Origin of the sequence: Pseudomonas sp. 5P_3.1_Bac2, from assembly GCF_025465995.1 — a bacterium.
Classification (GTDB): domain Bacteria; phylum Pseudomonadota; class Gammaproteobacteria; order Pseudomonadales; family Pseudomonadaceae; genus Aquipseudomonas.
This window is the reverse complement of the sequence record NZ_JANLNY010000028.1, coordinates 285,438-310,300: the sequence shown is the minus strand read 5'-3', so window position 1 is coordinate 310,300 and position 24,863 is coordinate 285,438. Positions and strand designations below refer to the sequence as shown.

Here is a 24,863-nt window from a genome sequence, read left to right as displayed (position 1 = left end):
TCTATTGCTGCTGATAGCAACGCTGTGGTGACGTGCTTTGCACGATCTAACAGCTAAACATGACGCCATTAGCCGCTCAAACAGTCTGCCGACGCAGAGTAGCGCCGGCAGTGCTCTGGGTAATAACGCTGAAGTTATCCACATGAGCCTTAAGGTGTATCCCACACCTTAGCTCACAGACGCCTTACTCCACCGTCACACTCTTAGCCAAGTTGCGTGGCTGATCTACATCGGTGCCTTTGAGCACGGCGACGTAGTACGACAGCAGTTGCAGCGGGATGGTGTAGAGGATCGGCGCCAGCACGTCGTGGATATGCGGCATGTTCACCACGTGGGTGCCCTCACCGTTGCTCATGGCCGCCTGTTCGTCGGCGAAGACGATCAGTTGGCCACCCCGGGCGCGGACTTCCTGCAGGTTGGATTTGAGCTTCTCCAACAGGTCGTTGTTGGGGGCCACGGTAACCACCGGCATATCGTTATCCACAAGGGCCAGCGGGCCGTGTTTCAGTTCGCCGGCCGGGTAAGCCTCGGCGTGGATATAGGAGATCTCTTTGAGCTTCAGCGCCCCTTCCATCGCCACCGGATACTGCGCGCCACGGCCTAAGAACAGGCTGTGGTTCTTGTCGCTGAACAGCTCGGAGATTTTCTCCACCACGGCGTCCATGGCCAGGGCTTCACCCAGGCGGATTGGCAGGCGACGCAGTTCATCCACCAGCTCGGCTTCCACTTGCTTGCTCAAGCTGCCACGCACTTGACCCAAAGACAGGGTCAGCAGCAGCAGGCCAACCAGTTGCGTGGTGAAGGCTTTGGTCGAAGCCACGCCGATTTCGCGGCCGGCTTGGGTCAAGAGGGTCAGGTCGGATTCGCGCACCAGCGAGCTGATGCCGACGTTGCAGATCGCCAAGGTAGCCAAATAACCCAGCTCCTTAGCGTTACGCAGGGCGGCCAGGGTGTCGGCGGTTTCGCCGGACTGGGAGATAGTCACAAACAGCGTGTCGGCCTGCACCACTACCTTGCGATAGCGGAACTCACTGGCCACCTCGACTTGGCAGGGAATCCCGGCCAGCTCTTCAAGCCAGTAACGGGCGACCATACCGGCGTGGTAGCTGGTGCCACAGGCGACGATCTGCACATTGCGCACCCGCGCAAACAGCTCGGCGGCTTGCGGGCCGAAGGCCTGTACCAACACCTGATCACTGCTCAGGCGGCCTTCCAGGGTACGTTGCACCACGCTCGGTTGCTCGTGGATTTCCTTGAGCATGTAGTGGCGATACTCGCCTTTTTCTGCGGCTTCGGCGCTGTCGTGGTATTGCACGGTTTCGCGCACCACAGCTTGACCATCTTTCGCCCAGATCTGCACTTGATCGCGGCGGATCTCTGCAATATCGCCTTCTTCCAGGTACATAAAGCGATCAGTAACCTGACGCAGGGCCAACTGGTCGGAAGCGAGGAAGTTCTCCCCCAGCCCCAAGCCGATCACCAGTGGGCTGCCACTGCGCGCCGCGAGCAGGCGGTCCGGCTGCTTCGCGCTGATGACTGCTAAGCCGTATGCACCGTGCAGCTGCTTGACCACGGCTTTGAGTGCCTCCGTCAGATCTGCGGTGGTTTTCAGCTGATGATGGAGCAGATGGACGATCACCTCGGTATCGGTGGCCGAACTGAACACATAGCCCAAGGCTTTGAGCTCGCCGCGCAGCTCTTCGTGGTTTTCGATAATGCCGTTGTGCACCACCGCCAGCTCAGTGCCGGAGAAGTGTGGGTGGGCGTTGACCTCCGTGGGCGCGCCGTGGGTGGCCCAGCGGGTGTGGGCGATACCGAGGCGGCCAGCCAACGGCTGCTCCGTCAGGGCTTTATCCAGCTCACTGACTTTACCCACACGGCGACGGCGCTCTAGGCTGCCCGCATCGGTCAACAGCGCTACACCGGCGCTGTCATAACCGCGGTATTCAAGGCGTTTAAGGCCTTCGAGCAAAATCGGGGTGATGTTACGTTCAGCCACTGCGCCAACAATGCCACACATAGTCTTCTCCTTAAGCGTCCAGCGCCGCGCAGATCAGCTTGATTCCACGCGCGCTCAATTGTTCACGAGCCGTGCTGCTTAAGCGCTCGTCGGTAATCAGGGTATGGATACTGCTCCAGGGCAGCTCCAGGTTAGGAATCTTGCGGCCGATCTTGTCGCTCTCGACCATCACCACCACTTCGCGGGCCACTTCGGCCATCACCCGGCTTAGGCCGAGCAGTTCGTTGAAGGTGGTGGTACCGCGCATGAGGTCGATGCCATCGGCGCCGATAAATAGCTGGTCGAAGTCGTAGGAGCGCAGCACCTGTTCGGCGACTTGGCCCTGGAACGACTCCGAGTGCGGGTCCCAGGTGCCGCCAGTCATCAGCAACACCGGCTCGTGCTCCAACTCGCTGATGGCGCGGGCCACGTTCAGCGAATTGGTCATCACCACCAGACCCGGCTTGTGCCCTAGCTGCGGAATCATCGCCGCCGTGGTGGTGCCGCTGTCGATGATGATCCGCGCATGTTCGCGGATCAGCGCAACGCCGGCGCGGGCAATGGCTTGCTTGGCTTGCGAGACCGGTTGGCTGTCGTTGATCAGCTCCTGCGGCATCGGTACCGCGCCGCCATAACGGCGCAGCAGCAGGCCGTTCTTCTCCAGTGCCGCCAAATCTTTGCGGATGGTCACTTCGGAAGTAGCAAAGGCTTTGGACAGTTCATCCACACTCACCTCGCCCTGCTCTGCCAGCAAGGCGAGAATGGTGTGGCGACGTTGTGGAGTGTTGCGCTTCGACATCTTAAGTTTCGATCCGAAAGTTAATATTTCGAATGAAAGCCGAATCGTTGCGCGACGTCAACAGGAAAAACGACGATTGGTCAGTAAAACCACCATCAATAGGCGGCTTACTGCTTTATCCACAGGCAAAGCTATTGCAGGGTAAGTTTCACACCGAAACCAATCAGACAGACTCCGGCCAAGCGCTCCATCCAACGCGCCACCTTGGGGTTAGCGCGCAGGCGTTCGGCGAGGAAGTAAGTCAGCAGCACCACGATCAGGCCGTAGATAAAGGTCAGCACGATGATGGTCAGGGCCATAAAGCCGAAGGTGAGCATGCCCTGATGGGTTTGCGGATCAATAAACAGCGGAAAAAAGGCCATGTAGAAGATGATCGCCTTGGGATTAAACAGGGTGATCAACAGGGTCTGCCACAAGTAACGGCGCGCCTCGATATTGATACTCGGGCCCTGCCCCGGCTTGGCGAAGAACATCCTCAAGCCCAGATACACCAAATACGCCGCACCGACCCACTGCACCAAGTGAAACGCCGCCGGATTGGCTTTTAGCAAGGCCGCTACACCCGCCACCGCCAGCCACATCAATACCTGATCACCGAAGATGATGCCGAAGGTGGAAGCGATACCGCCGCGAATGCCGCCCTTGCCTGTGGATAAGATCAGCGCCAGGTTGCCCGGCCCAGGAATCATCAGCAACACGATAAAGGCCACCACAAAGGCGCCGTAATCAGTGACTCCGAACATGCTCTGGCTCCTACTGCTGTTAAGGTCTGTTATCCACAGGTGGATAGCTAAGGGCAGCTTAGTCGCGCTTAATCTTCAGCGGACGCTTCCAGCCGTCGATATTGCGTTGCTTGGCACGGCCCACGGCCAAGGTGTTAGCCGGCACGTCGCTGGTGACCACCGAACCAGCACCCGTGGTGGCGCCATCGCCTAGGGTAACCGGAGCCACCAGTGCGCTGTTGGAGCCAATAAACACGTCCTCGCCCATTACCGTGCGGAATTTATTGGCGCCATCGTAATTGCAGGTGATGGTACCGGCGCCGATGTTCGTGCGCGCACCGATCTCGGCATCGCCCAGATAGCTCAGGTGACCGGCTTTGGCGCCAGCCCCGAGCACAGCATTCTTCAACTCCACGAAGTTACCCACATGGGCCTTGGCGCCCAACACTGAACCAGGGCGCAGACGGGCAAACGGCCCACAATCAGCACCCTCACCCACTTCAGCACCTTCCAGGTGGCTGTTGGCCTTAACGATAGCGCCGGCACGCAACATCGAGTCTTTGATCACGCAGTTAGCGCCGATTTGCACGCCGTCCTCAATCAGCACCTGGCCTTCGAGGATCACATTCACGTCGATGGTCACATCACGGCCCACGCTCACTTCACCGCGCAGGTCAAAGCGCGCCGGGTCGAGCAGGGTCACGCCCTGCACCATCAGGCGCCGCGCCGCGCGGTATTGATAATGCCGCTCCAGCTGGCTGAGTTGGATGCGGTCGTTGGCGCCAAGCACTTCCAGTTCATCCTGAGCCTGCTCGGTGGCCACCACCAAACCGTCGGCCACCGCCATGGCGATCACGTCAGTCAGGTAGTACTCGCCCTGGGCGTTGCTGTTGGACAAACGCCCCAACCAGTCCGCCAGACGCTTGCCCGGCACCGCAAGAATACCGGTGTTGCCTTCGCGAATAAGGCGCTGCGCCTCGCTGGCGTCCTTATGCTCGACGATGGCCTGCACCGTGCCCTGGGCGTCGCGGACGATACGGCCATAGCCGGTTGGGTCTTGCAGGTTAACGGTGAGCAGGCCCAGTTGCTGGTCATTGACCTGTTCCAGCAAGCGCTCAAGGGTCGCGGCCTCAATCAACGGCACGTCGCCGTAGAGAATCAGCACGCGCTCAGCGCTCAACGCCGGCAAGGCCTGAGCCACAGCATGACCAGTGCCCAGTTGCTCAGCTTGCAGGACAAAGTTCAGGTCGTCAGCGGCCAACTGCTCACGGACTTTCTCTGCACCATGGCCGATGACGACATGGATACCTTGAGGTTTAAGTTGCCGCGCGGTATCGATCACATGGCCCAACATGGGCTTGCCAGCCACCGGATGCAGAACTTTGGGCAAGGCCGAACGCATACGAGTGCCTTGGCCGGCGGCGAGAATGACGATATCGAGCGACATGGGTTAACGATCCTGTTGAGTAAACGGCGCACAGCTTATGTGGTGGACGAAAAGTACCTGCACTTGAGGATGCTGGCTTAAAAAACTGCGGAATGCTTATTGAGCACTCGGAGACTTTTCGTACATAACCTAGACAACGCGTAGGGCAAATTTACGAATTGCAGACAAAGAAAAAGGGTAGCCAAGGCTACCCTTTTAATCGTTTGCGATGAAGCCGGGGGATTAACCGCCGAACTTCTTGCGCAGCTGCTGGATGGTCCGCAGCTGAGCTGCAACCTCAGCCAGGTGAGCGGCAGCGGAACCGTAGTCGAATTCCGAGCCTTTCTCATTCAGGGCTTTCTCAGCAGCCTTGAGGGCTTCCTGAGCAGCAGCTTCATCGATATCGGCAGCACGCTGCACGGTATCGGCGAGAACTTTCACCATACTCGGCTGAACTTCGAGGAAGCCACCGGAGATGTAGAACACCTCGGCTTCGCCACCCTGCTTGATCAGACGAATCGGCCCCGGTTTGAGGTCGGTGATCAACGGCGCGTGGCCAGGGGAAATCCCCAGGTCACCCAGGTTACCGTGGGCAATCACCATCTCGACCAGACCGGAGAAGATCTCGCCTTCTGCGCTGACGATGTCGCAATGGACTGTCATAGCCATGTCTAACCTCACGTATCGGTCTGCTCACCCAGCCGTAGCTGGGCAGGCGGACCGTAAGCACCCGTTGCCGGGTGCACGGGTGATTACAGTTTCTTCGCTTTTTCGACAGCTTCTTCGATGCTGCCAACCATGTAGAACGCCTGCTCTGGCAGGTGATCGTAGTCACCTTTCAGAATGCCGCTGAAGCCGGCAATGGTGTCCTTCAGGGAAACGTACTTACCTGGCGAGCCGGTGAAGACTTCGGCCACGAAGAACGGCTGGGACAGGAAGCGCTGGATCTTACGAGCACGGGATACCAGTTGCTTGTCTGCTTCGGACAATTCGTCCATACCCAGAATCGCAATGATGTCTTTCAGCTCTTTGTAACGCTGCAGAACGTACTGCACGCCACGAGCGGTGTCGTAGTGCTCTTGACCGATAACCATCGGGTCGAGCTGACGCGAAGTCGAGTCCAGTGGATCTACCGCTGGGTAGATACCCAGGGAAGCGATGTCACGGCTCAGTACGACGGTGGCGTCCAAGTGGGCGAAGGTGGTCGCCGGGCTTGGGTCAGTCAGGTCGTCCGCTGGTACGTATACCGCTTGGATCGAGGTGATCGAGCCAGTTTTGGTCGAAGTAATACGCTCTTGCAGAACGCCCATTTCTTCGGCCAGAGTTGGCTGGTAACCCACCGCGGAAGGCATACGGCCCAGCAGTGCGGATACTTCAGTACCGGCCAGGGTGTAACGGTAGATGTTGTCCACGAAGAACAGAACATCACGGCCTTCATCACGGAATTTCTCAGCCATGGTCAGACCGGTCAGCGCTACGCGCAGACGGTTACCTGGTGGCTCGTTCATCTGACCGTAGACCAGAGCTACTTTGTCGAGAACGTTGGAGTCCTTCATCTCGTGGTAGAAGTCGTTACCCTCACGAGTACGCTCACCCACACCGGCGAACACGGAATAACCGCTGTGCTCGATGGCGATGTTACGGATCAGTTCCATCATGTTTACGGTTTTGCCTACACCGGCACCACCGAACAGACCGACTTTACCGCCCTTGGCAAACGGGCAAACCAGGTCGATAACCTTGATGCCAGTTTCCAGCAGTTCGTTGGAGCCAGCTTGCTCAGCGTAGGTCGGTGCGGCACGGTGAATGCCCCAACGCTCTTCTTCGCCAATCGGGCCAGCTTCGTCGATTGGGTTGCCCAGCACGTCCATGATCCGGCCCAGGGTTTTCACCCCAACCGGTACTTGGATACCTGCGCCAGTGCTGCCGACGTCCAGGCCACGTTTCAGGCCTTCGGTCGAACCCATCGCAATGGTACGAACCACGCCGTCGCCCAGCTGCTGCTGAACTTCCAGGGTAGTTTCGGCGCCGACTACTTTCAGCGCTTCATAAACACTCGGCACTTGATCACGCGGGAATTCCACGTCGATAACGGCGCCGATGATTTGAACGATACGTCCGCTACTCATCTTTGGTTCCTCTGAATATTTGAACCGTGCTTAAACCGCGGCAGCGCCGCCGACGATTTCCGAAATTTCCTGGGTAATCGCTGCCTGACGTGCTTTGTTGTAAACCAACTGCAAGTCTTTGATCAGATCGCCAGCGTTGTCGGTGGCGTTCTTCATCGCGATCATCCGGGCCGCTTGTTCAGCGGCGTTGTTCTCAACCACCGCTTGGTAAACCTGCGACTCCACATAACGCACCATCAAGCCGTCCAGCAGCTCTTTGGCGTCAGGTTCGTACAGGTAATCCCAATGATGCTTAAGATCCTGATCCGGATCGGCTTCCAGCGGAATTAACTGCTCCACTGTCGGCTTTTGCGTCATGGTATTGACGAACTTGTTCGAGACCACGGACAGACGATCGATGCGACCTTCGAGGTAGGCATCGAGCATAACCTTGACGCTACCAATCAGATCATTGATCGATGGTTCTTCGCCCAGGTGGCTGATCGCAGCAACGATGTTGCCACCAAAGTTGCGGAAAAACGCCGCGCCTTTGCTGCCAACTACGCAGAGATCAATCTCTACGCCTTGCTCGCGATTGCTCGCCATGTCCTTGACCAAAGCCTTGAACAGGTTGGTGTTCAGACCACCACACAGACCACGGTCCGAGCTCACCACAACATAACCCACACGCTTAACTTCGCGCTCGATCATGAAAGGGTGGCGGTACTCCGGGTTGGCGTTGGCCAGATGACCAATAACCTGGCGGATACGCTCCGCGTAGGGACGGCTAGCTGCCATGCGCTGTTGTGCTTTGCGCATTTTGCTGACCGCCACCTTCTCCATGGCGCTGGTGATCTTCTGCGTGCTTTTGATGCTCGCAATCTTGCTGCGAATCTCTTTTGCGCCTGCCATTTGACACCTATCGGGTTAGCAAGCGGGGGCCTCGCGGCCCCCACTGCGGCTTACCAGGTTTGGGTGGCTTTGAACTTCTCGATACCGGCTTTGAGGCCAGCGTCGATTTCGTCGTTAAAGTCACCCTTCTCGTTGATCTTCGCCAGCAGAGCGGCGTGATCCCGGTTGAAGTAAGCGATCAGGGCCTGTTCGAAGGCGCCAATTTTGGCTACTTCGATGTCCTGCAGGAAACCACGCTCGGCGGCATACAGCGACAGCGACATGTCAGCGATCGACATTGGCGCATATTGCTTCTGCTTCATCAGCTCGGTAACGCGCTGACCGTGCTCAAGTTGCTTACGGGTGGCTTCGTCCAGGTCAGAAGCGAACTGGGCGAATGCCGCCAGTTCACGGTACTGAGCCAGAGCGGTACGGATACCACCGGAGAGCTTCTTAACGATCTTGGTTTGTGCAGCACCACCCACGCGGGATACCGAAATACCGGCGTTGACCGCAGGACGGATACCCGAGTTGAACATCGCCGATTCCAGGAAGATCTGACCGTCGGTGATCGAGATCACGTTGGTCGGAACGAACGCGGAAACGTCGCCAGCCTGGGTTTCGATGATTGGCAGAGCGGTCAAGGAACCGGTTTTGCCAGTCACAGCGCCATTGGTGAACTTCTCGACGTACTCTTCGGAAACGCGCGAAGCACGCTCCAGCAGACGGCTGTGGAGATAGAACACGTCGCCTGGGTAAGCTTCACGGCCTGGTGGACGGCGCAGCAGCAGGGAAATCTGGCGGTAAGCCACTGCTTGCTTGGACAGATCGTCATAAACGATCAGCGCGTCTTCACCGCGGTCGCGGAAGTATTCGCCCATGGTGCAACCGGCGTACGGTGCAATGAACTGCAGTGCAGCGGATTCGGAAGCGGAAGCCGCGACCACGATGGTGTTAGCCAACGCGCCATTTTCTTCCAGCTTGCGCACCACGTTAGCGATGGTCGATTGCTTCTGACCGATCGCTACGTAAACGCACTTAATGCCGCTGTTCTTTTGGTTGATGATGGCGTCGATGGCCAGAGCGGTTTTACCGATCTGACGGTCACCGATGATCAGCTCACGCTGGCCACGGCCAACCGGGATCATGGCGTCAACCGACTTGTAACCAGTCTGTACTGGTTGGTCGACCGACTTACGCCAGATCACGCCCGGCGCAACCTTTTCCACAGCGTCGGTAGCGACGTTGTTGATCGGGCCTTTGCCGTCAATTGGGTTACCCAGTGCGTCAACGACGCGGCCCAGCAGTTCCGGACCAACCGGGACTTCCAGGATGCGACCGGTGCACTTGGCGCTCATGCCTTCGGCCAGGGTGGTGTACGCACCCAGAACTACGGCACCGACGGAGTCTTGCTCCAGGTTCAGCGCCATACCGTAGACACTGCCCGGGAACTCGATCATTTCGCCGTACATCACATCGGCGAGACCGTGAATGCGCACGATACCGTCGGAGACGGACACGATAGTGCCTTCGTTACGGGCTTGGGAGGCGACGTCGAGTTTCTCGATGCGCCCCTTGATGATTTCACTAATTTCGGAAGGATTGAGTTGCTGCATAGCTCTGCTGCCCCTTCAAACTCAAGATTTCAATGCTTCGGCTAGTTTCGCGATTTTGCCGCGAACTGAGCCATCGATTACCAGGTCGCCGGCGCGGATTACGACACCACCAATCAGGCTGGCATCCTCCACAGCGTGCAGACGCACTTCTCGGCTGAGCCGTGCACTGAGAACCTTGGCGAGTTTGTCTTGCTGTTCATCGCTCAATGCGAAGGCACTGGTGACATCCACGTCGATCGACTTCTCTTGTTCGGCTTTGTACAGCTCGAACAGCTCAACGATCTGTGGCAACAGGGCCAGACGATCGTTTTCAGCGACGACGTGAATGAAATTGCGTACCTGGGCGTCGAACTTGTCACCACACACCTCAACGAAGGTGGTGGCCTTGTCTGTTCTCGTCAAACGCGGAGCTTTGAGCATGCTCTGCACGGTGTCGTCTTGCGACACCTGCGCAGCCAGGCCGAGCATGGCTGACCATTCGGCCAGCTGCTGGTGAGCCTGGGCATACTCGAAAGCAGCCTTAGCGTAAGGTCGGGCCAGCGTGGTCAGTTCTGCCATGATCGCGCCCTCGCTTAAATTTCGGCGGCTAGTTTGTTAACCAGCTCCGCATGCGCGTTTTGGTCGATAGAAGCGCCCAGAATCTTCTCGGCACCGCTTACGGCCAGGCTACCCACTTGGGCGCGCAGCGCGTCTTTGACGCCATTGAGTTCCTGTTCGATCTCGGCCAGAGCTTGCGCTTTAACGCGGTCAGCTTCGCTACGAGCCTGTTCACGGGCTTCGTCGACGATCTGGGTACCGCGTTTTTTCGCTTGCTCGATGATCTCGGCCGCTTGCCCTTTAGCTTCGCGCAGTTGTTGACCCACTTTCTCTTGGGCCAACTCCAGGTCACGAGCTGCACGGCTAGCAGCGTCCAGGCCGTCTGCGATCTTCTTTTGACGCTCTTGCAGAGCCGCAATGACCGGAGGCCATACGAACTTCATGCAGAACAGCACGAAAAGGAAGAAGGCAACGGACTGGCCAATCAGGGTTGCATTAATGTTCACGCCAACACCTCGCTCGTTCGTTGTCCATCACACCAATACACTCGAAACCGAGTGATTAGCCTGCGATCTGACCAACGAAGGGGTTCGCGAAGGTGAAGAACAGTGCGATACCAACACCGATCATGGTTACGGCGTCGAGCAGACCAGCAACGATGAACATTTTAACTTGCAGCATTGGAACCATTTCCGGCTGACGCGCAGCGCCTTCCAGGAACTTACCGCCCAGCAGGCCGAAACCAATGGCAGTACCCAGGGCACCCAGGCCAATCAACAGTGCAACAGCGATCGCGGTCAGACCAACTACAGTTTCCATCTTTCCTCCCGACTTTTTACGTCGTATTGGTTAAGGTTTTTCAAAGGGTAAAACAGTCAAACTAAATCGTTACAACAGGTGCCCTCGCGGGCGTCCACTGCCTGCGCCGAAGCGCTCTTAGTGGTTGTCTTCGTGCGCCATCGACAGGTAGACGATGGTCAGCATCATGAAGATGAACGCCTGCAGGGTGATGATCAGGATGTGGAATACCGCCCACGCCCACTGCAGTACGACGCCCAGGCCGCTAAGCCAGAGCAGACCGCTGCCAAACATCACAGCAATCAGGATGAATACCAGCTCACCAGCGTACATGTTGCCGAACAGACGCAGAGCCAGAGAAATCGGTTTTGCGATCAGGGTGACGAATTCCAGCAGGAAGTTCACCGGGATCAGCAGCGCTTGGACGAACAGGTTCTTGCTACCAAACGGATGCAGAGTCAGTTCACCGATGAAGCCGCCGATGCCTTTTACCTTGATGCTGTAGAAGATGATCAGAGCGAACACCGAGAAGGCCATACCCAGAGTGGCGTTCGGGTCGGTAGTCGACACGGCGCGGAATGGGATATGCGGATCACCGGAAAGCAGCATGGCGACCTGTGGAATCCAGTCCACCGGGATCAAGTCGATGGCGTTCATCAGGAACACCCAGACGAAGATGGTCAGCGCCAGCGGTGCAATCACCGCGCTCTTACCGTGGAAGCTGTCTTTGACACTGCCGTCGACAAACTCGACCAGCACTTCAACGAAGTTCTGCAGCGCACCAGGTTGACCCGCCGTAGCCTTTTTTGCGGCCATACGGAACAACAAGACAAATAGCAGACCTAAGGCAACGGACCAGCCGAGAGTATCGACATGGAATGCCCAAAAGCCCATTGCTTTGGCTTCTGCTGCAGTGTGTGCAAAGCCCCAACCGCCGTCAGGTAGCTGGCCGAAGGTAAGGTTCTGCAAGTGGTGCTGGATATAGCCCGAAGCGGTTGTTTCTGCCATGGTTGCCTCAAACGCCCTAAGGTCTCGAAAGTCTTTTTTTCATCAGCAAAGGTGAAAACCAATTGACCAGTTGGGCCAGTACGAACACGCCGAATACAGCCAGCGCATCCAGAGGTTTCACCCCTGCAAAGGTCAGTGCAAACAGCACTGCCGTTAAAACTAATTTGCCCGCCTCACCGGCATAAAATGACCGGACGATGGCTTGAGCTGCCCGCGCTCCGCTAAAACGGAACGCTTTAAAGGCGAAGTACACATTGGGTAGCCAGGCAATAAGCCCACCGCATAACCCTGAATAACCGGCTACAGCACCTTGCCAGTGCCATAACACCAGTGCCGCAACCAGCACGAGCAACAGTTGCACCAGCAGCACCGGGAATACAGCTAGGCGATGGAAGGGCAGGCGATTCGGCGTGCGAACATCCATCTGTTTTTCCTAAAAGCTGAACTCGGGCGTCGGCACCTTTAAATCAATAACTTGGCATACTTTGTGCCGACGAAATGCGCGCAGAGTATAGGTGTGCTTCCCCCCCCGTTCAACTGCCCGGTAGTGTTTTCTGACTAGTGCTACACGGGCAATTGTTTCAACGGATGTGGGCTAGAACCCCTTGCAGCTCATCCAACGAGCTGTAGGAGATGACCAACTGCCCCTTACCCTTGTTGCCGTGCTTAATTTGCACGGGAGAGCCCAAGCGCTCGGCCAGACGCTGTTCTAGGCGGCTGATGTCCGGGTCCGCTTTGCTCACTGGGGCCGGCTTGTCTTTAGCATTGAGCCACTGCCGCACTAGGGCTTCAGTCTGGCGTACGGTGAGGCCTCGTGCGACAACGTGTCGCGCGCCTTCGGTTTGCCGTTCTGCCGGTAAACCGAGCAAGGCACGGGCGTGACCCATTTCCAGATCACCATGGGCCAACAAGGTTTTGATTTCCTCGGGCAGGCCAATCAGACGCAGCAGGTTGCTGATGGTCACGCGGGACTTACCCACAGCGTCGGCCACCTGTTGCTGAGTCAATTGGAATTCCTGCTGCAAGCGCTGCAAGGCGGTGGCTTCTTCGATCGGGCTCAGATCTTCGCGCTGGATGTTCTCGATGAGCGCCATGGCGATGGCCGCTTCATCCGGCAGATCCCGAGCCAGCGCCGGGATGGTGTCCATCCCCGCTTGCTGACTGGCGCGCCAGCGCCGTTCACCAGCGATGATCTCGTAACGGCCTTCACCAATCGGTCGCACCACGATGGGCTGCATGACGCCGTGGACTTTGATCGACTGCGCCAGTTCTTCCAGCGCGGTCGGATCCATATCGCGCCGGGGCTGGTATTTACCGCGCTGAATCAGATCCAGCGGCAGATGCTGCAACTCATGGCTTGGCGCTTGCGCGGCTTGCTCCTCAAGCGCAGTGGTCGTGGTGCCGCCCAGTAGGACATCGAGACCGCGACCCAGTCCTCGTTTTTTCACCGCCATAGAATTTTCCTTATGCAGTTGCAGTGCGGGCATTGGTGCGCTGACGACGAACTAACTCACCGGCCAAGGCCAGGTAGGCAATGGCGCCACGGGAGTTTTTGTCGTAGACCAGTGCCGGCATGCCGAAGCTCGGAGCCTCGGCCAGACGCACGTTACGCGGAATCACCGCGTCGTAAAGTTTGTCGCCGAAGTGCTGCTTGAGCTGCGCAGATACGTCGTTGGTCAGGCTGATGCGCGGGTCATACATGGTCCGCAGCAGGCCTTCGATCTTCAGTTTCGGGTTGAGCAACGCGCCGATGCGCTGGATGCTGTTGACCAGATCGGACAAACCTTCCAGTGCGAAATACTCACACTGCATGGGAATGATCACCCCATCCGCCGCCACCAAGGCGTTGATGGTCAGCATCGACAAGGCCGGTGGGCAGTCGATGAGGATGTAATCGTAGTTTTCGCGGATCGGCGCCAGCGCGTTGAGCAGGCGACTTTCCTTCATGTTCATTTCCAGCAACGAAACTTCCGCTGCGGTCAGATCGCGGTTAGCCGGCAGCAGTTGATAACCGCCGTGCTCGGAGTACTGCATGGCCTCGACCAGGCTGCATTCGCCGATCAAGACGTCGTAAATCGAGTGCTCCAGGCTGTGCTTATCCACACCACTGCCCATGGTCGCGTTGCCCTGGGGATCGAGATCGATCAGCAGCACACGGCGCTTGGTCGCTACCAAGGAGGCAGCCAGGTTGATGCAGGTGGTGGTTTTACCTACGCCACCCTTCTGGTTAGCGATTGCGAATACCTTTGCCATATCCCCTTCCCCCTAAGCCAAGCGACGCAGTATCAGCAGATGGCGTTGCCCTTGGCAACCCGGAACCTTCAGCACCTGCGTGGCGGCAAGACTAAAGTCCGCCGGCAGGGCTTGCAGTTCGTCATCCGGATGCACGCCCTTCATGGCCAGCCATTGGGTGTGCTGATCACCTAAGTGGCGGGTCCAGTTGCTGAAATCTTCCAGCGAACTGAACGCCCGCGAGCAAATCCCGGCAAACGGCTGCTCTGGAGTGAACTCTTCCACCCGGCTGTGGATAACTTGCAGGTTGGCCAGTTTCAACTCGAGCTTAACCTGGGTCAGGAAGCGGGTCTTCTTGCCATTGCTGTCGAGCAGGGTGAACTGCCGCTCAGGAAACATGATTGCCAGTGGAATCCCCGGCATGCCGCCGCCACTGCCAACATCCAGCCAGTTATCCCCAGTGGCTGCCACATAGGGCACCACCGAGAGGCTGTCGAGCAGATGGCGCGACACCATTTCGTCGGGGTCGCGCACTGCTGTAAGGTTGTAGGCCTTGTTCCATTTGATCAACAGGGCCAGATACGCCAGCAGTTGTTCCTGTTGCCCGCTGCTCAGGGCCACGCCCAGTTCGTCAGCCCCCTGACGTAATTCTTCGGCATGACGTGTAGTAACCAACGACATCAGGCGCTGTGCTCCAACTGCTGACCGGCAGTGCGTTTTTTCAGGTGAATCAGCAGCAAAGAAATCGCTGCCGGGGTAACGCCGGGAATCCGCGAGGCCTGGCCTAAGGTTTCGGGCCGGCTGTTGCCTAGTTTGTGCTGGATCTCCTTGGACAGTCCGGAGATCGCCGCGTAGTCGATATCCACAGGCAGCTGGATGTTTTCACTGGCGCGCAGCCGGGCGATTTCATCCTGTTGCCGATCGATATAACCCGCGTATTTGGTTTTGATCTCGACCTGCTCGGCCACCTGTGGGTCCTGCGCCCCGCCGCCGGTGAGAGCCGCCAGGTTGGCGTAGTCGATCTCTGGGCGTGCCAGCAAGTTAAGCAAGTTGTATTCGTGGGTCAGCGGCGTGCCGAATTTCTCGGCAATCGCATCGCCTTGCGGCGTGCCTGGGCGCACCCAGGTGCTTTTCAGTCGTTGTTCTTCCCGCGCGATACTTTCGCGCTTGGTCTCGAAGGCCTGCCAGCGCACGTCATCAACTAAACCGAGCTCGCGACCTTTTTCGGTCAAACGCAGGTCGGCGTTGTCCTCACGCAGGATCAAGCGGTATTCGGCCCGCGAAGTGAACATGCGGTACGGCTCTTGGGTGCCAAGGGTAATCAGGTCGTCGACCAACACGCCGATGTACGCCTCATCGCGGCGTGGGCACCAGCTGTCTCTGCCTTGGGCGCGCAGCGCAGCGTTGCAACCCGCAAGCAGACCTTGGGCGCCGGCCTCTTCGTAACCGGTGGTGCCGTTGATTTGCCCAGCGAAGAACAACCCGCCAATCACTTTGGTTTCCAAGCTGTACTTGAGATCACGCGGGTCGAAGTAGTCGTATTCGATGGCATAGCCCGGGCGCACGATATGGGCGTTTTCCATCCCGCGAATCGACTGCACGATCTGCAATTGCACATCGAATGGCAATGAGGTCGAGATGCCGTTGGGGTACAGCTCGTGGGTGGTCAAACCTTCCGGTTCGATAAACACCTGGTGGCTGTCCTTGTCGGCAAAGCGATGGATCTTGTCTTCGATCGACGGGCAGTAACGCGGGCCAACCCCTTCGATCACGCCGGAATACATCGGCGAGCGATCCAAGTTAGCGGCAATGATTTCGTGGGTGCGCGCATTGGTGTGAGTGATGTAGCAACTGATCTGCCGCGGTTGCTGCTCCGGGCGACCGAGGAACGACATCAGCGGCAGCGGCGTATCGCCTGGCTGCTCAGTCATCACCGAGAAATCCACCGAGCGTGCGTCAATCCGTGGCGGCGTACCGGTTTTCAGGCGGCCGACGCGCAGCGGCAACTCACGTAAACGCTGGGCCAAGGCGATTGAAGGTGGATCGCCTGCACGGCCACCGGAGTAGTTCTGCAACCCAATGTGGATAAGTCCGCCGAGGAAGGTGCCAGTCGTCAGTACCACCGAGTCGGCCATAAAGCGCAGGCCCATCTGGGTCACTACGCCTTTGACTTCGCCCTGTTCAACGATGAGGTCATCAGCGGCTTGCTGAAATATCCACAGGTTGGGTTGGTTCTCAATAATTTCGCGAATCGCGGCTTTGTACAGCACGCGGTCTGCCTGTGCCCGCGTGGCGCGTACTGCTGGGCCTTTGCGGCTGTTAAGCACACGGAACTGAATACCACCGCGATCAGTAGCCATCGCCATCGCGCCACCTAAGGCATCGATTTCTTTAACTAAATGGCTTTTACCGATGCCGCCAATAGCTGGGTTGCAGCTCATTTGGCCGAGGGTTTCCACGTTATGGGTCAGCAGCAGGGTTTTCACACCCATGCGTGCAGCCGCAAGTGCGGCTTCGGTACCGGCATGACCGCCGCCGATGACGATCACTTGAAAACGGGAAGGGAAATCCACCACGCACCTCGTGCCTGTTGAAAATTTAAGGGGGGCTTTTGGATTGAAAAGCTGGATAGCCGGCAAGTATAGGGACTTAGCCCTTCTTAAAGAAGACGTGTGAACAAAAAATAGCCAATCGGTGTTTTCCCCTTAGGGTTCGAAAGGCCTGTGGAAAAAGTCGGTTAATAAAAAATAAAAGAATGAATTTTTATAAAGGCTTGTTTATATGTTTACTACTTAGTCAGCACTTTTCTGTGGATAGATTGCTATAAGCCAATATCTGCGTGCTGTACAGCGTTTCAAAAGGTTGTGCTGATCCTGCCTGCTGCTTGTTCAGTTGCCGTACGCAAGCTGTGTATGAAATGCACTGTTATCCACAGGTGGATTTGTGCGCAGGTTTATCACCGGGTTATGGACTGACCTCAAGGGCACTTTTCCACAGGGCTTAATCCACAGTTTTAGGACGCAGCTAACCGTTACAGGCAGGATTTATTTTTCAGGCAAGCGGTTTTTGCAGAAGAAAATCCGCAGGTTGGCCTGCTGATTCGCTGGGAAAAGTCCAAGCTAGAGCGTTTTACGCCCTCAAGGCAGCTTGATAATGGGCTGGCACCCTGGATTGATCAGGGCTTTGCTGAGGTGTGTACAGATGTCACTGCTGTGGATAAACCAGCCAGATTTGCGGCTGCAGTCAGCACAGATAAATGCAGCAGGTGGGGATCACTGCGCCATGCTTTCTGTTCACAGCCAAGAGGCCGCAGTGGATAACCAATAGTATTTATAACCTATTGATTTTAATCACTAGTTTAAGATTTTTAGACTGGCTTTAAGCGTTGTGCAGGCAGGCCATTACGGCCTAAAAGATGGGGGGCGGCCGCATACTGTGGATAAGCACGCGGCCATACCTAGGGGGAAAGGACTATTTGCCGATACAGAAACTGGAGAAGATGCGCCCCAGCAGATCGTCAGAGCTAAAGGCCCCGGTAATCTCACCCAAGGCTTGTTGGGCCATGCGCAGGTCTTCGGCTAGCAGCTCACCCGCGCCGGCCAAGGTCAGTTGGTCATGGCCGTGTTCGAGGTAGGTGGAGGCTTGCAGCAGCGCTTCCAGGTGGCGACGGCGGGCGCTGAAGCTGCTTTCGGAAGTCTGTTGATAACCCATGCAAGCCTTTAGGTGTTCGCGCAGCAAGTCGAGGCCATCGTTGGACTTGGCCGACAGGCTCAGGGTGACGTGACCGTCGGCGCTGGTGGCGATAGTGACTGCCTCGCCGCTGAGGTCGGCCTTGTTGCGAATCAGCGTGACCCTGCTGGGGTCAGGACGTTGCTCCAAGAACTCAGGCCACAGGGCAAAGGGATCTGCCGCCTCAGGTGCGGTGGCATCGACCACCAGCAGAATCCGATCCGCCTCGCCAATGGCCTTCAGCGCTCGTTCCACCCCTATTCGTTCGACTTGGTCCTGGGTGTCTCGCAGGCCGGCAGTGTCGACTACATGCACAGGCATGCCGTCAATGTGGATATGTTCGCGCAGCACGTCGCGGGTGGTGCCAGCGATATCCGTGACAATCGCCGCCTCACGCCCGGCTAAGGCGTTGAGCAGGCTGGATTTTCCGGCATTGGGCCGACCGGCAATAACCACGGTCATGCCATCGCGTAACAGTGCGCCCTGCCCGGCTTCAGCGATGACTGTGGATAAGTCACTGCGCACGGCGTTAAGCATGCTCAGCACATGGCCATCGGCGAGGAAGTCGATCTCCTCCTCCGGGAAGTCGATGGCAGCTTCTACGTAGATACGCAGGTTGATCAGCCGTTCGGTGAGGCCATGCACGCGGCGTGAGAACTCGCCTTGCAGCGAGCGCAGGGCATTGCGGGCGGCCTGCTCGGAGCTGGCCTCGATCAGGTCAGCAATGGCCTCAGCCTGGGCCAGATCGAGCTTGTCGTTAAGAAATGCGCGCTCGCTAAATTCGCCCGGACGGGCCAGGCGAGCGCCCAGTTGTACACAGCGGCGCAGCAGCAGATCGAGCACCACTGGGCCGCCATGACCTTGCAGCTCCAGCACATCTTCGCCGGTAAAGGAGTTGGGCCCGGGGAAGTACAGCGCCAGGCCCTCATCGAGCACCAGGTTGTCGTCACCATGGAATGGCCCGTAGTGGGCGTAGCGCGGCTTAAGCGGGCGCTGGCAGATGTCCACCGCCATTTGCGCGGCCAAGGGTCCAGATACCCGGACAATCCCTACACCGCCTCGGCCTTGGGCTGTGGCGACGGCGGCAATGGTTTCTGTAGCGGTGGACAACATCGCATTCTCCTGCACATGACATAGCAAAACGCCCCTAAAAAGGGGCGTTTGTTAGCGCTTAGACCTTAGCACTGATCAAGCATTGCTGGCCTTTGCTGCGGCTTCAATCTTACGGGTGATGTACCACTGCTGGGCGATCGACAAGCAGTTGTTCACAACCCAGTACAGCACCAGACCGGCAGGGAACCACAGGAAGAAGAAGGTGAAGATGATCGGCATCAGCTTCATCACCTTGGCCTGCATCGGATCCGGCGGAGTCGGGTTCAGACGCTGTTGGATAAACATGGTAGCGCCCATGATGATCGGCAGAATAAAGAACGGATCTTTAATCGACAGGTCAGTTATCCACAGCAGCCAAGGGGCTTGGCGCATTTCTACGCTTTCCAGCAGCACCCAGTACAGCGCCAGGAACACCGGCATTTGCACCAGAATCGGCAAGCAACCACCGAGCGGGTTGATCTTCTCTTTCTTGTACAGCTCCATCATCGCCTGGGACATCTTCTGGCGATCATCACCGAACTGCTCTTTAAGCTGAGCCAGTTTCGGCGCTACGGCGCGCATACGCGCCATCGATTTGTAGCTGGCGGCCGACAGCGGGAAGAAGATCAACTTGATGACGATAGTCAGAGCAATGATCGACCAACCCCAGTTCCCCAGCAGGTTGTGGATAACTCCCAGCAGCCAGAAGATGGGTTGAGCGAGAAACCACAGGATGCCGTAGTCGACAGTCAGTTCCAGACCTGGCGACAGGGTTTTCAGGTGACCCTGTAGCTTCGGGCCGGCATACAGAATTGCACTGGTTTCAGCCTGAGCGCCGGCAGCAACCGAAATGGCCGGGCCGGTAAAACCAAGGATGTAGTTGCCTTGGCCGTCTTTGCGGGTCTGAATTTGGTTGGTGTTGTCTTTGCTTGGGATCCAGGCAGTGACGAAGTAATGCTGTAACCAGGCAACCCAGCCCCCTTGGACGGTTTCTTTAAAGGCTTGCTTGTCGATGTCTTTCATCGACACTTTTTGGTAGGACTTTTCAGTTGTCCACAGGGCGCCGCCCAAGTAAGTCGCGGTGCCAGTGGCGGTAGTGGACGACGGATCATCACTACCATCGCGCTTAAGCTGAGCAAACATGTTGCCGCTCCAAGCTTCAGCGCTCTGGTTGTCGATCAAATAGCTCACTGTCAGTTGATAAGCCGCTGGATTTACACAGCCGGTTTTCTTCTGCTGCTGCTCTTTGCTGGAACATTCGGCGTTCAAACCACGAATAAAGCTGAAACGCTTGGTGTAATTGATGCCACCTTCGCTCAACTTCAGATCAACGGTCAGTTGATTCTGGCCATCGGCGAGTTCGTAGTTAGTTTTTTCGCTGCTCCACAGGGCACGGCCGCTGGCTTTGTCCGGAGCATTGGCCGAATTGCTGCTGATCAGGCCACTTTGTGCCAGATAAGTCCGCTCGTTACCGTTATCAAACAGCTGGAAGGGTACGTCCGGACGGTCTTGTCGACGTGGGTACTGGAGCAAACGCAGTTGCACCACATCACCACCGCGTGGATCGATGGCCAGATCCAGTACATCGGTCTTAACGCGGATCAGTTGCTCACTGACTGCAGCAGGTGCAGCACTGATGGCGCTAGGTTCAGCGGCATTGGTGACACTCGGAATATCATCGCTGCCCGCAGTTGGGGTGGTTGCGCCTGAAGTATCCGGCAAGCCGGGCACTGTGCTGTTGGTCGCGGCAATTTCAGTCGGCAGCGCGGCTTGACCGTAGTCCTGGTTCCATTGGAGAACCATCATATAGGACACGATTGCCAGGGCGACGATCAGGATCGAGCGTTGAATATCCATGATTATTCGGCCATCGAAGAGGATCGGGAGGTTTGCGCAGAGGGCACCGGGTCGTAACCACCGGGATTCCACGGGTGACAGCGGCCAAGGCGCTTCGCGCTCAGCCAGCCACCGCGCCAGATGCCATGTTGTTCAATGGCTTCGAGCGCGTAGCAAGAACAGCTAGGGTAGAAACGACAATGATTGGCCATCAAGGGGCTGATGGCGTAGCGGTAAAACTGGATAGGTAGCAAGACCAGTTTACGCATGGGGATTGTCGTTGACCCCTAAGGTTGCGGCGGTTTCCGGACTTGGTTTGCTGCGTTCAAGACGCTTCCAGAGTTTGCCGAACTGGCGCGCCAGCTCGACATTCTCCAAATCGCCTAATCCTTTACGCGCGACAATCACGATATCCCACCCAACCAAGTTGTCTTGATTTAGGCGGAATGATTCGCGGATCTGGCGTTTCAGACGGTTGCGCTCAACAGAGAGCTTCACGCTCTTTTTGCCGATCACTAATCCCAGGCGGGGATGATCCAGCTGATTGTCGCGCGCCAGCAATAGGACATTTTTGCCCGGAGCTTTGCCGCTAGGGGAGTCGAAGACTGCCTTGAATTGTCGGGGAGTAAGCAGACGCTTTTCCCGACTGAAGTCTCGACTCACCACAAGACCGAAAAATTATACGGCCAGACGCTTACGGCCCTTGGCGCGACGACGCGACAGGACAGCACGGCCGTTCTTGGTGGCCATACGAGCACGGAAACCGTGGGTGCGAGCGCGCTTGATAGTGCTTGGTTGGAAAGTACGTTTCATGATGCGTTTACCTGGGTGATCGACTACGGGCCGGAATGGCCCCCGTTTTAAGAGACCGGCAATTCTAGAGAAAGGCAGGGGGCAGGTCAATTTCTCACTCAGCTTTTCCTGCAGAAAGAAATATAGAGAAGAGAAAATTTAAAGATTTTTTAATGATGTAAATGCTTTTAAGCAGCCAGTCTTCTGTGGATAACTGTCTGTAGGCCTTTATTGTCAGGACTTTCAGTGGCGAGTAAGTCTGTCAGAAAGAGGTGCTGCAACTGTGTGGAAGCCGCCTACAAGCTGAGGATGGAATGGTTTTTTATCCACAGGGGGATTGATCACCAGTTTTTCCCTCGAGTTACCCCAAGGGCTGTGGATTTGTTATCCACAGTGTTTATTTGCACATGGGTGAAAACTTTTTTGTTCGATTAACACCTTGATTTTCCTTATAGATAAGCCCGCTTACGTGTGGATAACTTTGCCGTTGGCCGGTACAATGGGGTTTGTTTTTCGCCTTTCGATTTAGGGGATGTCCGTGTCTGTGGAACTTTGGCAGCAGTGCGTCGAGCTTCTACGCGATGAGCTGCCTGCTCAGCAATTCAACACCTGGATCCGTCCACTGCAGGTCGAAGCTGAAGGCGACGAGCTTCGTGTCTACGCGCCCAACCGTTTTGTGCTGGACTGGGTCAATGAAAAGTATCTTGGTCGCCTGCTGGAGCTGCTCAATGAGCGCAGTGAAGGCATGGCCCCTGCTCTTTCTTTATTAATAGGCAGCAAGCGCAGCTCAGCTGCGCGGACGGCGCCGACTGCTCCAGCTGCTGCCCCAGCACCTGTGCCAGCGCCGCCAGCTGCTGCGGTGACGCCAAGCGAACCGTCGCGCGATAGCTTCGACTCCATGGCTGGTGCGGCCAGCCAACCTGCTCCTGTACGTGCTGAGCGCGAAGTGCAGGTTGAAGGTGGCCTTAAGCACACCAGCTATCTGAACCGCACCTTTACCTTTGATAACTTCGTTGAGGGCAAGTCCAACCAACTGGCCCGGGCTGCGGCCTGGCAGGTGGCGGACAACCCCAAGCATGGTTACAACCCGCTGTTCCTGTATGGCGGCGTGGGCTTGGGTAAAACGCACTTGATGCACGCTGTGGGTAACCACCTGCTGCAAAAGAATCCGAATGCCAAGGTGGTTTACCTGCATTCCGAACGCTTTGTGGCGGACATGGTTAAAGCGCTGCAACTCAACGCCATCAATGAGTTCAAGCGTTTCTACCGCTCGGTGGACGCCCTGCTGATCGACGACATCCAATTCTTTGCCAAGAAAGAGCGTTCCCAGGAGGAGTTTTTCCACACCTTCAACGCCCTGCTTGAAGGCGGCCAACAGGTGATTCTCACCAGCGACCGCTATCCGAAAGAAATTGAAGGCTTGGAAGAGCGTCTGAAATCGCGCTTCGGTTGGGGCCTGACGGTGGCGGTTGAGCCGCCCGAGTTGGAAACCCGCGTGGCGATTCTGATGAAGAAGGCCGACCAAGCCAGGGTTGAGTTGCCCCACGATGCAGCGTTCTTTATCGCCCAGCGCATCCGCTCTAACGTGCGTGAACTCGAAGGTGCTCTGAAGCGGGTGATTGCCCACTCGCACTTTATGGGGCGTGACATTACCATCGAGCTGATTCGTGAATCGCTGAAGGACTTGCTCGCCCTGCAGGACAAGCTGGTCAGCATCGATAACATCCAGCGCACCGTGGCTGAGTACTACAAGATCAAGATTTCTGATCTGCTGTCCAAGCGCCGCTCGCGTTCTGTAGCGCGCCCACGGCAAGTGGCGATGGCTTTGTCGAAAGAGCTGACCAACCACAGCCTGCCGGAGATCGGCGATGCATTCGGCGGCCGTGATCACACAACTGTATTGCATGCATGTCGTAAGATTGCTGAACTTAAAGAATCCGACGCGGATATCCGCGAGGACTACAAGAATTTGCTGCGTACACTGACTACTTAATACGCAATTCCACTAGGCAAGGGACTAGACCATGCATTTCACCATTCAACGCGAAGCCTTGTTGAAACCTCTGCAGCTGGTCGCCGGCGTCGTGGAACGCCGCCAGACTCTGCCGGTTTTGTCGAACGTGCTGTTGGTCGTCGAAGGCCAACAACTGTCGCTGACTGGTACCGACTTGGAAGTCGAACTGGTCGGCCGCGTAACGTTGGAAGAACCCGCTGAGCCCGGTGAGATCACCGTGCCGGCGCGCAAGCTGATGGACATCTGCAAAAGCTTGCCAGCCGATGTGCTGATTGATATCCGCATCGACGAACAAAAGCTGCTGGTTAAAGCTGGCCGTAGCCGCTTCAGCCTGTCGACGCTGCCAGCCAATGACTTCCCGACGGTGGAAGAAGGCCCAGGCTCGCTGACCTTCAACCTGGAGCAAGGCAAGGTTCGCCGTTTGATCGAGCGCACCAGCTTCGCCATGGCCCAGCAGGACGTGCGTTACTACCTCAACGGCATGCTGCTGGAAGTGCAAACTGGCGTGCTGCGCGCTGTCGCCACCGACGGTCACCGTCTGGCTATGTGCTCCATGCAGGCGGCGATTGAGCAGGTTGAGCGCCATCAAGTGATTGTGCCGCGTAAAGGTATTCTGGAATTGGCCCGTCTGCTGACTGACCAAGACGGCAGCGTCGGCATCGTTCTCGGCCAACACCACATCCGCGCGACTACCGGCGAGTTCACCTTCACCTCGAAGCTGGTGGACGGCAAGTTCCCTGACTACGAGCGCGTACTGCCGCGTGGTGGTGACAAATTGGTGCTGGCGGATCGTCAGGGCCTGCGTGAAGCCTTTAGCCGTACAGCGATTCTTTCTAACGAAAAGTACCGCGGTATTCGCCTGCAACTGGAATCTGGCCTGCTGAAAATTCAAGCCAACAACCCAGAGCAGGAAGAAGCCGAGGAAGAAATCGCCGTGGACTACAACGGCAGCGCCTTGGAAATTGGCTTCAACGTGAGCTACCTGCTGGATGTGCTGAGCGTGATGACCACGGATCAAGTGCGCTTGATTCTGTCCGATGCCAACAGCAGTGCTCTGGTCCATGAAGCCGGTAACGACGATTCTTCCTATGTCGTCATGCCGATGCGTCTGTAATCCCGTTGAACCACCTTCGCCCTCGGCCACTGTCTGTGGTGGTCGCTCTGGCGAACGTCATTAAGCGTGCAAACTTAATGACGTTCGCAGGCCGAGTAGAACGCCAAAGCGCATTGCGGCTGCGGCTTTTTACTCAAGCGCCGCCGCTTG

Annotated in this window: 24 protein-coding genes; 2 read left to right on the top strand and 22 right to left on the bottom strand. The window is 57.0% G+C overall.

Annotated features, from left to right (window positions below):
- Nucleotides 1-184: 184 nt before the first annotated feature.
- The 22 genes from glmS to rpmH all read right to left on the bottom strand — a co-directional run bounded on the left by glmS (nt 185) and on the right by rpmH (nt 21,606).
- Complete coding sequence (gene glmS / locus NTD81_RS18570) at nt 185-2,020, bottom strand: glutamine--fructose-6-phosphate transaminase (isomerizing) (RefSeq protein ID WP_262184216.1); 1,836 nt, start codon at nt 2,018-2,020, stop codon at nt 185-187.
- A gap of 10 nt (nt 2,021-2,030) precedes the next feature.
- The gene (locus NTD81_RS18565; protein WP_262184215.1) at nt 2,031-2,798 is read right to left on the bottom strand and encodes a DeoR/GlpR family DNA-binding transcription regulator; all 768 of its coding nucleotides are present in this window, start codon (nt 2,796-2,798) and stop codon (nt 2,031-2,033) included.
- A gap of 131 nt (nt 2,799-2,929) precedes the next feature.
- A complete protein-coding gene (locus NTD81_RS18560) occupies nt 2,930-3,541 on the bottom strand; it encodes a LysE family transporter (protein ID WP_262184214.1) in 612 nt (203 codons plus the stop codon).
- 58 nt (nt 3,542-3,599) lie between these two features.
- Nucleotides 3,600-4,967 carry a bifunctional UDP-N-acetylglucosamine diphosphorylase/glucosamine-1-phosphate N-acetyltransferase GlmU gene (gene glmU / locus NTD81_RS18555; RefSeq protein ID WP_262184213.1) on the bottom strand — a complete coding sequence of 456 codons (1,368 nt, stop codon included), beginning with the start codon at nt 4,965-4,967 and terminating at the stop codon, nt 3,600-3,602.
- A 222-nt stretch (nt 4,968-5,189) separates the two neighbouring features.
- Nucleotides 5,190-5,615 (bottom strand): F0F1 ATP synthase subunit epsilon, encoded by a 426-nt coding sequence (locus NTD81_RS18550; RefSeq protein ID WP_262184212.1) that lies wholly within the window; start codon nt 5,613-5,615, stop codon nt 5,190-5,192.
- Between the two features lie 83 nt (nt 5,616-5,698).
- Nucleotides 5,699-7,075 (bottom strand): F0F1 ATP synthase subunit beta, encoded by a 1,377-nt coding sequence (gene atpD / locus NTD81_RS18545; RefSeq protein ID WP_262184211.1) that lies wholly within the window; start codon nt 7,073-7,075, stop codon nt 5,699-5,701.
- A 30-nt stretch (nt 7,076-7,105) separates the two neighbouring features.
- On the bottom strand, nt 7,106-7,966 hold the full coding sequence (atpG, locus tag NTD81_RS18540) for a F0F1 ATP synthase subunit gamma (RefSeq protein WP_262184210.1): 861 nt from the start codon (nt 7,964-7,966) through the stop codon (nt 7,106-7,108).
- A 50-nt stretch (nt 7,967-8,016) separates the two neighbouring features.
- On the bottom strand, nt 8,017-9,561 hold the full coding sequence (gene atpA / locus NTD81_RS18535) for a F0F1 ATP synthase subunit alpha (protein WP_262184209.1): 1,545 nt from the start codon (nt 9,559-9,561) through the stop codon (nt 8,017-8,019).
- Nucleotides 9,562-9,582: 21 nt separating this feature from the next.
- Nucleotides 9,583-10,119 (bottom strand): F0F1 ATP synthase subunit delta, encoded by a 537-nt coding sequence (locus NTD81_RS18530; RefSeq protein WP_262184208.1) that lies wholly within the window; start codon nt 10,117-10,119, stop codon nt 9,583-9,585.
- 14 nt (nt 10,120-10,133) lie between these two features.
- Nucleotides 10,134-10,604 carry a F0F1 ATP synthase subunit B gene (locus NTD81_RS18525; RefSeq protein WP_262184207.1) on the bottom strand — a complete coding sequence of 157 codons (471 nt, stop codon included), beginning with the start codon at nt 10,602-10,604 and terminating at the stop codon, nt 10,134-10,136.
- A gap of 55 nt (nt 10,605-10,659) precedes the next feature.
- The gene (atpE, locus tag NTD81_RS18520) at nt 10,660-10,917 is read right to left on the bottom strand and encodes a F0F1 ATP synthase subunit C (RefSeq protein WP_003097235.1); all 258 of its coding nucleotides are present in this window, start codon (nt 10,915-10,917) and stop codon (nt 10,660-10,662) included.
- Nucleotides 10,918-11,034: 117 nt separating this feature from the next.
- On the bottom strand, nt 11,035-11,904 hold the full coding sequence (gene atpB, locus NTD81_RS18515; protein ID WP_262184206.1) for a F0F1 ATP synthase subunit A: 870 nt from the start codon (nt 11,902-11,904) through the stop codon (nt 11,035-11,037).
- A gap of 16 nt (nt 11,905-11,920) precedes the next feature.
- On the bottom strand, nt 11,921-12,328 hold the full coding sequence (locus NTD81_RS18510; RefSeq protein ID WP_262184205.1) for a F0F1 ATP synthase subunit I: 408 nt from the start codon (nt 12,326-12,328) through the stop codon (nt 11,921-11,923).
- Nucleotides 12,329-12,485: 157 nt separating this feature from the next.
- Entirely contained in the window at nt 12,486-13,358 is an 873-nt protein-coding gene (locus NTD81_RS18505) for a ParB/RepB/Spo0J family partition protein (RefSeq protein ID WP_262184204.1), read from the bottom strand.
- A 10-nt stretch (nt 13,359-13,368) separates the two neighbouring features.
- Nucleotides 13,369-14,157, bottom strand: coding sequence for a ParA family protein (locus NTD81_RS18500; RefSeq protein WP_262184203.1), 789 nt, complete (start codon nt 14,155-14,157; stop codon nt 13,369-13,371).
- Nucleotides 14,158-14,169: 12 nt separating this feature from the next.
- Nucleotides 14,170-14,817, bottom strand: coding sequence for a 16S rRNA (guanine(527)-N(7))-methyltransferase RsmG (rsmG, locus tag NTD81_RS18495; protein WP_262184202.1), 648 nt, complete (start codon nt 14,815-14,817; stop codon nt 14,170-14,172).
- On the bottom strand, nt 14,817-16,709 hold the full coding sequence (gene mnmG / locus NTD81_RS18490) for a tRNA uridine-5-carboxymethylaminomethyl(34) synthesis enzyme MnmG (protein WP_262184201.1): 1,893 nt from the start codon (nt 16,707-16,709) through the stop codon (nt 14,817-14,819). Before mnmG ends, rsmG begins: the two co-directional genes overlap by 1 nt.
- 898 nt (nt 16,710-17,607) lie before the next feature.
- Nucleotides 17,608-18,975: a tRNA uridine-5-carboxymethylaminomethyl(34) synthesis GTPase MnmE gene (mnmE, locus tag NTD81_RS18485; protein WP_262184373.1), complete on the bottom strand. Its 1,368-nt coding sequence runs from the start codon at nt 18,973-18,975 to the stop codon at nt 17,608-17,610.
- 78 nt (nt 18,976-19,053) lie between these two features.
- Nucleotides 19,054-20,814, bottom strand: coding sequence for a membrane protein insertase YidC (yidC, locus tag NTD81_RS18480; RefSeq protein ID WP_262184200.1), 1,761 nt, complete (start codon nt 20,812-20,814; stop codon nt 19,054-19,056).
- Nucleotides 20,815-20,816: 2 nt separating this feature from the next.
- A complete protein-coding gene (gene yidD, locus NTD81_RS18475; RefSeq protein WP_262184199.1) occupies nt 20,817-21,062 on the bottom strand; it encodes a membrane protein insertion efficiency factor YidD in 246 nt (81 codons plus the stop codon).
- Nucleotides 21,055-21,456, bottom strand: a complete 402-nt coding sequence (gene rnpA / locus NTD81_RS18470) for a ribonuclease P protein component (RefSeq protein ID WP_262184198.1) — start codon at nt 21,454-21,456, stop codon at nt 21,055-21,057. Before rnpA ends, yidD begins: the two co-directional genes overlap by 8 nt.
- Nucleotides 21,457-21,471: 15 nt before the next feature.
- Nucleotides 21,472-21,606, bottom strand: a complete 135-nt coding sequence (gene rpmH, locus NTD81_RS18465) for a 50S ribosomal protein L34 (protein ID WP_002551315.1) — start codon at nt 21,604-21,606, stop codon at nt 21,472-21,474.
- A gap of 517 nt (nt 21,607-22,123) precedes the next feature.
- On the opposite strand from rpmH, the gene dnaA reads away from it, so the two are divergent.
- Nucleotides 22,124-23,578, top strand: a complete 1,455-nt coding sequence (dnaA, locus tag NTD81_RS18460; RefSeq protein ID WP_262184197.1) for a chromosomal replication initiator protein DnaA — start codon at nt 22,124-22,126, stop codon at nt 23,576-23,578.
- 31 nt (nt 23,579-23,609) lie between these two features.
- Entirely contained in the window at nt 23,610-24,713 is a 1,104-nt protein-coding gene (dnaN, locus tag NTD81_RS18455) for a DNA polymerase III subunit beta (RefSeq protein WP_262184196.1), read from the top strand.
- Nucleotides 24,714-24,863: the final 150 nt, after the last annotated feature.